Raw genomic sequence first — 12,810 nt, forward strand, 5'->3', positions numbered from 1 at the left:
GCGAGAGATGGCCGGAACGATCCAAGACGCATTCAGCCTGAGCGGGCGCACCGTGATCGTCACCGGCGCGGGCGGCGGCATCGGCACGGCCATCGCGGGCGGCTTCGCCGCCGCCGGCGCGCGGGTCGCGTGCCTCGACCTTACCCCGCCGCACGACACGGTCGCGGCCATAGCCGCCGCCGGCGGGGAGGCCCTCGCCATCGCCTGCGACGTCACGGATGCGGCGCAGGTGGCAGCGGCGGTGGCCGACGTCACGGCGCGATGGGGCGCCATCCACGGCCTCGTCAACGGCACATCCAACGACGACCCCACCGGCAGCATTCTCGATCTTCCGCCGGAGGAGTGGAGCCGCCTGTTCGCCGTGCAGGTCACCGGCACCTATCTCATGAGCCGCGCCGTGCTGCCCCACATGATCGCGGCGGGCGGCGGCAGCATCGTGCACATCGCCTCCCAGATGGGCCATGTGGCGGCCAAGGGCCGGCCGGGCTATTGCGCCGCCAAAGGCGCGCTCATCCAGCTCGCCAAGGCCATGGCCCTCGACCATGCGGAGGACGGGGTTCGCGTCAACTCGCTCTCGCCCGGCGCCATCGAGACCCGGCGCATGCTGCTGCGCCACGGCGACCTCGAAACCGCAAAGCTCTACAACGCGCCCAAGCACGCCCTCGGCCGGCTCGGCCAGCCCATGGAGATCGCCACCGCCGCCCTGTTCCTGATGAGCGACGCATCGAGCTTCATGACCGGCGCCGACCTGCTGGTGGACGGCGGCTACGCCGCCATGTGAGCCGAAAAGGAAAGGGCGGCGGCCCGCCTGGCCCGCCGCCCTTTCGCGTCACTTGATGCCGGTGATGGACGCGCTGACCGCCCGGGGATCGCGCAGCGGCCAGCGCCCGCTCTCCACCTGGGCCAAGAACTCGCCGACAATGCGGTTGTATTCCTCCGGCTCCTCGATGTTGATGGCGTGCCCGCAATTGGGCATCACCGAGAGGGCCGCCGAGGGAATGCTGCGCTTCATCAGGATGCCGGGGAGCAGGCAGGGCCAGTCCTCGTCGCCGGTGATGACCAGCGTCGGCACCGTGATGCGCTTCATCTCCTCCACCAGAGTGTAGAGCGAGGGACGGAAGCGCTGGACGCCGCGCTGGGTGTTGGCGGAGCCCACCGCATCGTGGCTGGCGAGGATCTGCTTGAACTCCAGGAAGCCCCGCATGTCCTTGTTCTCGAACTGCACCCGCGTCGGGCCGTAGGCATAGCGCTCGGCGAAGGTCTGCATGCCCACGTCGCTGATGTAGGCGGCGATGGTGTCGGCCTCGCTCTGGAAGCGGGCCTGCTCCTCCAGCTCCGCGCCATAGCCGCAGCCGCCGATGCACAGGGAGAGCGCGCGATCGTGGTGGCGGATGCCGAAATGCAGGGTGGCGAAGCCGCCCATGGACAGGCCGATGACATGCGCCTTGGCGATGCCGAGCCCGTCCATCACGCTGGCGATATCGTCGGCGGCGCGGGCCTGGGAATAAGAGGAGACGTCGGGCGGCACGTCGGACGGCGGATAGCCGCGGGCGTTGAAGGCGATCACGCGATAGCGCTTGCCGAGATAGCGCAACTGGGTCTCGTAGCTGCGCAGGTCGCCGGCGAACTCGTGGACGAGGATGACCGGCGTTCCCGTGCCGGTTTCCTCGTAATAGAGCTTCACGCCGTCATCGGTGGTCACATAGGCCATGGGCCGCTCCCGTTGCGAAAAAAGATCGGAGGTTGAAGACAGGGGCCGGCTCTCACACCGGCGAGGGCGCGCGCTTCCTCGGGGCGGCGGCCTGTTCGGCCTCCTCGAATTCGGCCACGACGCGGGCGATGACCTGATGCGCGTGCCGGATGAGCTTCACCGCCTGGCGACGGGCGAGATCCGGCTTGCGGGCGGCGATGGCCTCGAACACCTTGCGGTCGCCGGCGCAGACCACGTCCATGATCTCGTGCGTGTTCTGGTGCGCCAGATAGCGATAGCGCAGCGCCTGCTTCTCGATGCCCGAGACCACCCGCGCGAGGGTGCCGTTGCCTGAGGCCTTGTGGAGCGTGCGCGTGAAGGCGACATTGCGATCGAAGAAGACCTCCACGTCCTCATCCGCGCGGGCCGCGTCCATCTCCGTCAGCAGCGTCGACAGCACGGCGAGATCCGCTTCGCTTGCACCGCGCGCGGCCTCGGCCGCGACGAGGCCTTCCAGCGCCACCCGGCATTTGTAGATCTCATCGAGGTCGGCGACGCTCATCGGCGCCACCCGCACCCCGCGCCACGCCGCCCGGATGATGAGCCCCTCCCCCTCCAGGATCTGGAAGGCATCGCGGACCGGCGACCGGCTGACGTTGAAATGGGCACACAGATCCTCCTCGATCAGCCGCATGCCGGGCGGCCAGCGCAGGTAGATGATGTGCTCCGCGAAGGCCCGCGCCACTTCCGCGCCGATCACCTTCGGCACCACGAATTCGGACGGACCGCGCTTCATTCGTTCGATCACCGGCAAGCCTCGCATCGTTGGCGCACGATCCGCCCCGTAAGCAGAGGCGGGCTCGGGCGCGCAGCCCGCGGCCATCGCGCGGCGGGCTGGCGTCGGTCGGCGCAAATCGGATACAATATACTATTCATGTCGCGGAAGCGGCGCGCCGCGCGGTCCCCTTGAACCCAAAAAACGCGAGACGTCCCATGAGCATGGCAGACGCAGACCAGGCCACGGTGCCGACCGGACGGGCGAGCGAGATCGTCAGCGTGGACTGTTTTCCGGCCTGCCTGCCGCTCAAGAAGCCGCTGGTGATGTCCACCTATCGCATCGATTCCGGGCCCGTGCTGTTCGTGCGGGTGCGATCGCGCGACGGCATGGAAGGCTGGGGGGAGGCAGCGGCGAGCCCCATCATGTCCGGCGAGACTCTCACCGGCATGGCCGCAGCGGTGCGCGAGATGATCGCGCCGCAGCTCATCGGGCGGGCGGTGGCCGACCGCTCGGCGGCCTGCGCCGGCATTCGCCGGGCCATGTACGGCAATCGTGGCGCGCTCGCCGCGGTGGACATGGCGCTGCTCGACCTCGCCGCCCGCATGGCTGGCGTTCCGGCGGTGGATCTCCTGGGCGGGGCGCTCCGGCGCAGCGTGGAGCCGCTGTGGCTCATCGGCGGCACCGGCGAAGGGGAGCGGGACGTTGCCGATGCATTGGCCCTGCACGCCAAGGGCGTGCGCCGCTTCAAGCTGAAGGTGGGCATCGCGCCGGTGGATGCGGAGGCCGAGACCGTCGGCCGCCTGCGCGCGGCGCTGGGCGAGGACTGCCTCATCGCCGCCGACGCCAACATGGGCTGGGATGTACAGAGCGCGCTGCGCTTCACCCGCGCCGCCGCCCCGTTCGGCCTCGAGTTCCTCGAACAGCCGACGCCCGCGGGCGACCTCGCGCGGCTCGCCGCCGTCGCCGCCGGCTCGCCCGTGCCCATCGGCGCCGACGAGAGCATTCATGCCCTCTCCGACATCCTGCGCCATCACGAGGCGAAGGCCATCGGCGGTGCCAGCCTCAAGACCATCAAGCTCGGCGGCACCACGCAGGTGGTCGCCGCCGGCGCCCTGTGTGACCTGCTGGGCCTCAGCGTCAACCTCGCCATGATGATGGAATCGAGCCTTGCCGCGTCCGCGATGGTCCATGCGGCCTGCGCCGTGCCCAACGTGGACTGGGGTCTGAGCCTCGGCAATCTGTGGCTCGCCGAGGATCCGGCGACGCTCCCGCTGACCGTGCGCGACGGCCGCGTCGAATGCCCCGCGGGGCCCGGCCTCGGCGTCACCGTCGACGAGCGCCACCTGGCCGCGCTCGCCGCTCCGGCCGGGTGAGCGGGCCGCGTCCCGGCCCGGGGTTGCTGCTGCGATCACGTCATCGGTTCCGCTTGGGACAGGACGGGGCTTTTGCGAAGGCTTCGCCGTGTCCGGCACGCGCCGGGCACGGCGGTCTTTACCTGCGCTCCGGCCCGTGCGGATGGCGCGGGCCGAAGCGTTCAGGCGGCGATCTTCGTCCTCAGGACTTGGGCTTCGGAAGCTCGTAATTCACCGCCGCGGGCTTCACCTCCTTGAGGAGGTCGGGATAGACGAAGTTCTTCCAGTCCACCGGCTTGGCGAGCTTGCCCAGGCCCTTGAGCTGGGCTTCCTGCAGCTCGAAATTGTTGATGGAGCCCTGGTCGAGACGCATGTCGAAGCGCACCTTCTTCACCAGCTCGAGGGTGAGCGCCTTGTCGAGCTTCAGGAAGGTGGAGACGTGGCCGGCCGCGGCCTCCGGGTCCTTGGTGATGAGGTCGCTGGCTTCCACCATGGACCGCATGAAGGCCTGCGCCGCCGGCTTGTTCTTCTCGGCCCAGCCCTTGTTCACGTAGACATAGACGCGGGGGCTGAGGATGCCGTCGGAATTCACCACCACCTTGGCGTCGGGAATGGCCTTCACGGCGCGGGTCAGCCAGGGCTCCCAGCTGGTGAAGGCGTCGATGTTGCCGCGCTCCATGGCGGCGATCATCTCGGGGGCCTCCACCTGGACGATGGTGTAGTCCTTGGGGTTGAGCTTCAGGTTGTCCACCATCGCCAGCCAGAACACCTCGCTGCCGGAGCCGCGGGCGACGCCGATGCGCTTGCCCTTCAGCTGCTCGATGCTGGTGTAGCCGCGCGCGACCATGCCGTACCACTGGCCCATCTGGGCGCCTTCGGCGGCGACCACAACGTTCGGGTCGATGTTGAAGTTCTGGATGCCCGCCTGTTCGGCGCCGAAGGCCGACTGGATCTGGTTCTGGATGACGAAGGCCACCATGGCCGAGCCGCTCGGCCCGGTGTTCAGCTGCACGTCGAGGCCGTTCTTCTCGAAGATGCCGGCGAGCTTCGCCACATAATAAGCGGAGAAGGACGGATCGACGCCGGTGCCGATGGTGATCTTGGTCTGCGCGAACGCCGGTGCCACGGCCGTGGACAGGGCCAGCACCGCCGCCGTGATCGCGGCACGGACCGTCTTTTTCAGCATGGTCATGATGAACCCTCTGGTTGGTTGGTCGGGATTGCGAAGGGCGAAGGCCGCCCGCCGGTCTTTGCCCGCGTCCGCAGCCCGAGGCGAGCGGCGCGTGCCTGGAGCGCGGCCTGCCCTTGGACCGCCCTCCCACTTTCACGAAACGGGCTCCGGCCCGCGCACCATGCGGGCCGGGCGCGCGCTCTACGCCACCGGAGAAAAGCGCCCGGCGAAACGGAAGATTGCCCAGCGGAACAGCCGGTCCGTCAGAAGCCCGAGCACGCCCAGGCAGAACAGCGAGACGAAGATCTCGTCCACCAGCATGAACATGCGGCCGTTCCACAGCATCACGCCCAGTCCCTCGTTGGCCGAGATCATCTCGGCCGCGACGATGGTGGTGAAGGAATTGGCCATGGCGAGGCGCATGCCGGTGAGGATGAACGGCACGGTCGCCGGCAGGCTCACATAGAGGAAAATCTGCCAGGGCCGCGCCCCGAGCGACTGCGCCGCCCGCACCTTGTTGGGCGCGATGGAGGCGACGCCGGCCGCCGTGTTCAGGATCACGATGAACACCGTGGCGTAGATGATGAGGAAGATCTTCGATTCCTCGCCGATGCCGAACCAGATCACCGCGATGGTGATCATCGCCACGGAGGGGATGAAGCGCAGGAACTCGGTCCAAGGCTCCGCCAGCTGGCGCACGATCTTGAAGCTGCCGATGGCGAGGCCGATGGGAATGGCGATCAGCGAGCCGAGGACGAAGCCGACGACGATGCGCATCAGGCTCGCCGTGATGTGCTCGATGAGCACGCCGCTCTTCAGCAGCTCCCACGCCTTCAGGAACATGAGGTGGGGCGGCGGGAAGAGCAGCGACTGGACCAGGAACACCGAGGCCACGTGCCAGGCCACCAGCAGCCCGAGGAAGCCGACCGTGGCCGGCCAGACCGCGGCGAGGAGATCTCCCGCACGGCGCAGGATCATGGAGCGCGGCCGCTGCGCGGCGAGGCGGGATTCAACGGCGCTCATGCGGCCACTCCCTGGGCCGCCTTCGCGACCTCGTCCCGGATGATGTTGTAGACGACGTTGAAATACTTCGAATATTGCGGGTCCGTCCGGTCCCGCTCGCCCTTGAGGTCGATATCGACCACCTCGCGCAGGGTGCCCCCCGGCCCGGCCGACATGACGCCTACCCGCGTGCCCAGGAGGATCGCCTCGTCCACGTCGTGGGTGATGAAGAGCACCGTGCTCTGCGTGGCGAGCCAGATCTTGCGCAGCTCGCGCTGCATGATGTAGCGCGTCTGCGCATCGAGCGCGCCGAACGGCTCGTCCATCAGCAGCATCTTGGGCTCGTTGACGAGGGCACGGGCAATCTGGATGCGCTGCTTCATGCCGCCGGAGAGCTCGGCGGGATATTTGTCGTTCTGCCCGTTCAGGCCCACGAGGCGCAGGGCGGCGCGCGCGCGCTCGTGGCGCTCGGCCTTCGGCACGCCGCACATGCGCAGGCCGAACTCGATGTTCTCCTGCGCATTGAGCCAGGGATAGAGGCTGTCATCGCCCTGGAACACCACGCCGCGATCGCGCGCCGGGCCACGCACCGGCTTGCCGTCCAGCAGGATCTCGCCGGAAGTGGCGCTCTCGAAGCCGGCCATCATGCCGAGCACCGTGGTCTTGCCGCATCCCGACGGCCCGAGCAGGCAGAAGAACTCGCCCCGCTCGATGTCGAGGTTGAAGCGATTGACCGCGACGGAGAGCCGTCCATTGCGTGGCGAGACAAACGTTTTGGTGACGTCCCGCAATTGGATGAAAGCCATGGTCCTCACCTCGATGGGGCAATCCGGCCCGCCCTTGCAAAACGCTCAGGCAGATCGCAATTGCCGTTGATCCCGGCGACACGCGTTGGGTCGAACAAATACAAATGCAATTCAAATGCCACTTACCCATGAAATGCAGGAGCATGGATGAATGTTAATGCTCCGCATTCGCTTGGCGCTGCTTGTGCTCTGAACGCATTTATCCTTTACAAAACAATGGAAATACAACAGCTTTATCCGCCTGCATTCGCCGTTTTATTCAACCCAGAACATACCCCCCATCGGCGATGAGGGTTTCGCCGGTGACGTAGGCGGCGGCATCGCTGGTGAGGAAGAAGGCCATCTTGGCCACCTCCTCCGCGGTGCCCCAGCGGCCCAGGGGCACACGGGCGAGCCCGCGGTCGCCCGAATAATCGGCACGTGCCGTTTCCGCGGTCATGCGGGTGAGGGCCCGGCCAGGCGCGAGGCACAGGACGCGAACGCCGTACGGGCCCCATTCGACCGCCACCGCGCGCGAGAGCTGCGAGACGGCGGCCTTGGCCGCGGCATAGACGCCGCGGTTCTCGCCGCCGCAGAATGCGGTCTGGGAGCTGATGGAGAGGATGACGCCGCGCCGGCGCTCCACCATGCCGCGGCCGATGCCCTGCACGAGGGCCATCACGCCGAGGAAGTCCACGTTCACGAGGCGCGCCGCATCGGCGAGGTCGGTGTCGAGCAGTGGCTTGGCGACGAGAATGCCGGCGTTGTTGACCAGCACGTCCACCTCGCCCGCCTGCGCCGCCAGCGCGGTCACTGAGGCGAGATCGCCTTGGTCGAACACCAGAGCCTCGGCGCCGAGGCGGGACGCGATGGCGCGCAGCGGCTCCGCCTCGAGATCGGCCAGGACGAGGCTTGCGCCGTGCTCGGCATAGAGCGCGGCCATGGCGGCGCCGAAGCCGTTGGCCGCCCCCGTGATCAGGACGCGCCGTCCGGTGAAGTCGAGATCGCCCGCAAGACTCACGCCTGCCCCCTCATTTCGACCCATGCCCGTGTGCGGCGCGCGCCTTCGGCGAGCGGCGTGGATGGAAGAAAGCCGAGATCCCGTTGGGCCGCCGCGATGGAGAGCGGGCCGAGGGGGAACACGTTCCAGGCGAGCCCGTCTTCGCGCAGCTCGGCGCGCGCGCCGGGCACCGCCTCGCGCACCGCCGCGACGATCTCGTCCAGCTCCTGGGCGCGGCCGGGACCGATGTTGTAGGCGGTAGCGGTCAGGCTCGGCGAGTCGAGCGCCGCGACGATGGCGGAAATCACATCGTCCACGAACACGTGCTGGCGCGTCCTGTGGTCCGCCGGCCGCACCGCCGTCACCCGGCCCGCCAGAGCGTCCTCCACCAGCGTGCGGATGAGGCAGGCCGTTGTCCGGCCGGGGCCGTAGCAGGAGGCGACCCGCAGGGCGACCGCATCCACCCCGTGCTCGGCCCGGAAGGCCTCTATGAGCGCCTCGCCGGCCGCCTTGGTGGCGCCGTAGACCGTGTCGGGATGCAGGGCGGCCGTCTCGTCCACCGGATCAAGGCTCGCGCGGGGACCATAGGCATTGACCGAGGAGAACCACACGACGCGCCGCAGCTTGTGCACGCGCGCCGCCTCCAGCAGGTCCACGAGGCCCTGCAGGTTGATGGCGCAGATCCGCGCCGGCGTATCGCGCAGCACCATGGGGCCGGAGATGCCGCCGGCATGGATCACCGCATCCACCCCATGCCCGGCGATGGCGGCGTGCCAGCCGTGGGGATCGGGCAGATCGTGGCGCAGCACCGGGAACGACAGGTCCGCGAGGGGCATCGTGTCCATGCCGATCACCCGCCGGCCGGCAGCGTGCAGCCGCCGCGCGGTTGCGCCGCCCAGCAGGCCGCCGACGCCGGTGACGAGAATGGCACCGCCGCTCATTCCGCCGCCTCCGCCGCGATGACCACGCGCGGACGCACCGCCGAGAGGACGGACCGCAGTTCGACCCGCGCGCCCGCCGCACATTTGAGGATTGTGAGGCTGCGCGCATCGCACGGCAGGGTGCCGGGCGCGACGCTCGGGTCGATGCGCACCCAGCCGCGCAGAGCGGCGGCGATGCGCGCATCGATCTCCACCAGTTCGTCCTCCTCGAGGCCGGCCGCGCGGGCATCCGAAGGATTGAGGCGCATGATGCGCCGCCGGCTCACCGCGCCCGGCTCGAACGTGTTCTCGTCGGCCACGGCGGTGAGCTTGAAGCGGGAGGCGTCCAGGCGCTTGCGCAAAGCGAGAGTCGCCACCGCATCGGGTTCGCCGCGATTGTCCAGCACCACGCCATAGAGCTGCCGGCAGGCCTCGGCGGAGATGTAGCCTTCGGAGGCGTCGAGGGCGACCCGCGCCGGGTCGCGCGTCAGCGGATCGCCGTAGCCGCCGCCACCCGCCGAGCGCACCACCACCATGGCGCCCTCTTCCACCATATGGCCGGCGATCTTGCCGGGCGTGTCGAAATCCTCGATCTCGCCGTCGCGGTCGATCCAGGAGCCGACGGGAAAGCCCGGCAGCCCGCCCCGCACGCCGAAGGAGGGCACCACCGCGCCGTCCGAGAGCAGCGAATAGCGCGTCTCCGGCGCCAGCACCTTGAGCCCGCGCTGCATGGAGAGGCCGCCGCGGGTGTGGCCGGCGCCGCCGGAATCCACCGCGAGGCGGGAGCTTTCCACCAGCAGCGGCATGCGCAGCTCGATCACTTCGGACGACTGCACCGTGACGAGGTCGCCCCAGTCGATGGGCGCCATGGCGCTCGGCCCGTCGTCTTCCAGGAAGGCGCCGTTGCCGCCCGCCGACCATTCGTAATGCACCCACTCGCGGCCGGTGCGCGCATCGTAGCCGCCCAGCAGATTGTGGAAGGAGGTGCGGCACAGGTCGCCCGCCACCATGTCCGGCACCACCTGCGACAGGGCCCCCACCATGGTGGCGATGACGCGCTTCCTGATCTCGCCATGGGAGCCGGCCGGGGCCGGGCGCTGCACGTTGACGATGGAGGCCGGCGGAACGATCACGTCGATGGGGCGGAACGAGCCCTGGTTCAGCGGCGCCTGCGGATCGAACACCGACTTCACGGTGATGAACACCGAGGCGGATGTGACCGCCGCCGTCGAGTTCACCGGGAACGGCACCTGGGCCGAGGCGCCGGTGAAGTCCGCCACCATGCGGTCGCCGCGGATGGAGAGCTTCAGCGGCAGCAGCAGCGGCTCGAAATGGCCGCCCATGTAGGTTTCAAGATAGTCCTCGTAGAAGAAGTCCCCGTCCGGCAGGGCCGCGATGCAGGCCCGCATGCGCGCCTCGGCGCGGTCGAGGTCCATCTTCACCGCCGCCAGCAGCACGTCGAGGCCGTAGCGGTCGCACAGCTCGTGCACGCGCATCTCGGCAACGCGGCAGGCGGCGAAGCTGGCGTTGAGGTCGCCGAGGCGTTCCTCGGGCACCCGCATGTTGGCGAGCAGCAGATCCTGCGCCGCCTCGTTGGTGCGCCCGCCCTCGATGATCTTGATGGGCGGGATGCGGATGCCTTCCTGATAGATCTCCGTGGCCTTGCCGGACATGCTGCCCGGCACCATGCCGCCCACGTCCGCCCAGTGCGCCCGCACCGCGGGGAAGAACACGAGGCGCCCCTCGCGGAACACCGGATAGATCACGGTGACGTCGTTGAGGTGCGTACCCCCCGTATAGGGGTCGTTGACCAGGATGACGTCGCCTTCCTTCAGGCCCGCGCCCATCTTCTCCATGGCGGTGCGCACCGACCACGGCAGCGGCACCACGTGAGAGCCGATGTCCTCGGACTGGGCGACCACCTGGCTGTCGGGGGCGAACAGGCCGCAGGAGAAGTCCTTGGCATCGTAGATGGCGACGGAGCTCGCGGTGCGGCACACGGTGGCGCGCATTTCCCGAACGGTGGAGATGAGGGCCTGCGTGAGGATCTCGAGGGTGATGGGGTCGATGGTCACGGCCGGCGTCCTCACTTCTGTCGCATCACGAGGCAGCCGATGGCGTCCAGCGCCACCGTCCAGCCGGGCGGCACGACGGTGGTCGAGCCGGCTTCCTCGATGAGGGCGGGGCCCTCGAGGGTCACGCCCGGCGGCAAGAGGTCCCGTGCGAGGATCTGCGCCGGGTGGACGATGCCGCCGAACACCACCTCGCCGGTGCCCGTGCGGGCCGCCTCAAGCGAGCGCCCCGTTGGGTCCACGGGGGGCAGCACCGGCTTCTCCGACAGGCCCCAGGCGGCGACGCGATAGCTGACGATCTCGACCCTCGCCGCCGTGGGCGCGCCGTAGCGCGCGGCATAGACGCGGGCGAAAGCCTGCTCGATCTCGGCCATGTCCGCGACGTCCAGCGCCACCGGCACCGAAAGCTCGAAGGACTGGCCGGAGTAGCGCATGTCGAGGCTGGCGGAAAAGCGCGTGCGGTCCGCGCCGTAGCCCGCCTCGGCGAGTTCCTCCTGCGCGTCCGCGACCAAGGTCCTGAGCTGATCGCGCACCGCCGCGACGGGCGTCTCGTCCGTGCACACCACGCGGGTCTGCACCAGATCGCGCCGCAGGTCCGCCACCAGCAGGCCGAAAGCGGAGAAATTACCGGGCAGCGGAGGCACCAGCACGGTCTTCATGCCGAGCTCGACCGCCACGTCCACCGCATGCAGCGCCCCCGCCCCGCCGAACGGCAGGAGGGCGAAATCACGCGGATCAATGCCGCGCATGACCGATACCTCCTTGATGGCACCGGCGAGCGAGACGGCCGCGATCTTCAGGATGCCCTCGGCCATGGCTTCGACAGAGAGGCCGAGCTGCGCCGCGAGGCGACCCACCACCTCCACCGCCGCCGCGCGATCGAGATGGATCTCGCCGCCGAGGGGCCGGTCGGTGCGCAGGCGGCCCAGCACCACATTGGCGTCGGTGACCGTCGCCTCCTGCCCGCCGCGTCCGAACGAGGCCGGCCCGGGCATGGAGGCGGACGAGCGCGGCCCCACCTTGAGGAAGCCCGCCGTTGCGCTGGCGATGCTGCCGCCCGCCACCGCGATGGTGTTGATGTCGATCTGGCGGATCTTCACCGGGAAGGCGCCCACGCGCCCCTCGGTGGTCATGTCGAACTCACCGCCGCGCACCAGGCACACGTCGGTGGAGGTGCCGCCCATGTCGCAGGTGATGAGATCCGGCACGCCGGCCGCGCGGCCCACGTGGGTGGCGGCGATAACCCCCGCCGCCGGACCCGACAGCATGGACAGGACCGGCAGTTCCTCGATGCGCTTGGCCGGCAGCGAACCACCGTTGGAGCTCATGATGGTCAGCGGCGCCCGCATGCCCGCCTTTTCCAGCCGCCCCCGCAGATCGCCCACATAATGGCGCATGCGCGGACCCACATAGGCGTTCAGGGCCGCGGTCGAGAAGCGCTCGTACTCGCGATATTCCGGCAGCACCGCGCTCGACGTGGTGATGGACGCCTCCGGCAGCTTCGCGGCGAGGATCTCGGCGCAGCGCCGCTCGTGGGCGGGATTGGCATAGGCATTGATGAAGCAGACCGCGACGGCGGTGTAGCCCTCGGCCGCCAGCAGGTCGCCCAGTTCCTCCGCCTGCCGCTCATCGAGCGGGCGATGGACCGAGCCGTCGGCCTTGATGCGCTCGTCCACCTCGAAGCATTGGGAGCGCGGGATCAGCGGCCGGTTGGGCGGCGCCTTGATGTTGTACATGGCCATGCGGTTGCCGCGGCCCACCACCAGCACGTCGCGATGGCCGCGGGTGGAGACCACGGCGAGGCGCGGACCGTCCCGCTCCAGCGCGGTGTTGGTGGCAACCGTGGTGCCGTGGACCATGCGCTCCAGAGAGGCGGGGTCGAGCGCCAGCCGCTCCACGCCGGTGAGGATGCCGTCCGCCTGATTCTTCGGGGTGGACGGCGTCTTGAGAACCTCAAGCCGCGCGGTCTCCCGATCGAACAGGACCAGATCCGTAAACGTGCCGCCCACATCGACGCCGAGCCAAGCCATGGTCCGCTCC

The 12,810-nt window shown here is 69.2% G+C and carries 11 protein-coding genes; 2 read left to right on the forward strand and 9 right to left on the reverse strand.

Translation table 11 applies throughout. The features are described from left to right. Positions 1–7: 7 nt before the first annotated feature. Positions 8–781: an SDR family NAD(P)-dependent oxidoreductase gene (locus ABLE93_RS04010; protein ID WP_348838060.1), complete on the forward strand. Its 774-nt coding sequence runs from the start codon at positions 8–10 to the stop codon at positions 779–781. A 48-nt stretch (positions 782–829) separates the two neighbouring features. Here the strand turns inward: ABLE93_RS04010 and ABLE93_RS04015 are convergent, their stop codons facing one another. Together ABLE93_RS04015 and ABLE93_RS04020 are read right to left on the reverse strand one after the other, a co-directional pair. Continuing rightward, the gene (locus tag ABLE93_RS04015; RefSeq protein ID WP_348838062.1) at positions 830–1,711 is read right to left on the reverse strand and encodes an alpha/beta fold hydrolase; all 882 of its coding nucleotides are present in this window, start codon (positions 1,709–1,711) and stop codon (positions 830–832) included. Between the two features lie 52 nt (positions 1,712–1,763). Further along, positions 1,764–2,486: a GntR family transcriptional regulator gene (locus tag ABLE93_RS04020; protein ID WP_348838063.1), complete on the reverse strand. Its 723-nt coding sequence runs from the start codon at positions 2,484–2,486 to the stop codon at positions 1,764–1,766. Between the two features lie 197 nt (positions 2,487–2,683). Between ABLE93_RS04020 and ABLE93_RS04025 the strand changes: the two genes are divergently transcribed. Next, on the forward strand, positions 2,684–3,841 hold the full coding sequence (locus ABLE93_RS04025; RefSeq protein ID WP_348838064.1) for a mandelate racemase/muconate lactonizing enzyme family protein: 1,158 nt from the start codon (positions 2,684–2,686) through the stop codon (positions 3,839–3,841). Between the two features lie 181 nt (positions 3,842–4,022). Here ABLE93_RS04025 and ABLE93_RS04030 read toward each other — a convergent pair whose 3' ends face one another. From ABLE93_RS04030 to ABLE93_RS04060, 7 genes are all read right to left on the reverse strand, one after another. Next, positions 4,023–5,012, reverse strand: a complete 990-nt coding sequence (locus ABLE93_RS04030) for an ABC transporter substrate-binding protein (protein WP_348838066.1) — start codon at positions 5,010–5,012, stop codon at positions 4,023–4,025. Positions 5,013–5,192: 180 nt separating this feature from the next. Beyond that, on the reverse strand, positions 5,193–6,014 hold the full coding sequence (locus ABLE93_RS04035) for an ABC transporter permease (RefSeq protein ID WP_348838067.1): 822 nt from the start codon (positions 6,012–6,014) through the stop codon (positions 5,193–5,195). After that, on the reverse strand, positions 6,011–6,799 hold the full coding sequence (locus tag ABLE93_RS04040; RefSeq protein ID WP_348838068.1) for an ABC transporter ATP-binding protein: 789 nt from the start codon (positions 6,797–6,799) through the stop codon (positions 6,011–6,013). Before ABLE93_RS04040 ends, ABLE93_RS04035 begins: the two co-directional genes overlap by 4 nt. Before the next feature lie 259 nt (positions 6,800–7,058). Next, positions 7,059–7,799 (reverse strand): SDR family NAD(P)-dependent oxidoreductase, encoded by a 741-nt coding sequence (locus tag ABLE93_RS04045; protein ID WP_348838069.1) that lies wholly within the window; start codon positions 7,797–7,799, stop codon positions 7,059–7,061. Beyond that, positions 7,796–8,719, reverse strand: a complete 924-nt coding sequence (locus ABLE93_RS04050; protein ID WP_348838070.1) for an NAD-dependent epimerase/dehydratase family protein — start codon at positions 8,717–8,719, stop codon at positions 7,796–7,798. The genes ABLE93_RS04045 and ABLE93_RS04050 overlap by 4 nt, the downstream gene beginning before the upstream one ends. After that, positions 8,716–10,773 carry a hydantoinase B/oxoprolinase family protein gene (locus tag ABLE93_RS04055; protein ID WP_348838072.1) on the reverse strand — a complete coding sequence of 686 codons (2,058 nt, stop codon included), beginning with the start codon at positions 10,771–10,773 and terminating at the stop codon, positions 8,716–8,718. Before ABLE93_RS04055 ends, ABLE93_RS04050 begins: the two co-directional genes overlap by 4 nt. Positions 10,774–10,784: 11 nt before the next feature. Further along, the gene (locus ABLE93_RS04060; RefSeq protein ID WP_348838074.1) at positions 10,785–12,800 is read right to left on the reverse strand and encodes a hydantoinase/oxoprolinase family protein; all 2,016 of its coding nucleotides are present in this window, start codon (positions 12,798–12,800) and stop codon (positions 10,785–10,787) included. Positions 12,801–12,810 lie beyond the last annotated feature (10 nt).

The sequence above is a fragment of the Xanthobacter pollutisoli genome (assembly GCF_040044995.1).
GTDB lineage: Bacteria > Pseudomonadota > Alphaproteobacteria > Rhizobiales > Xanthobacteraceae > Xanthobacter.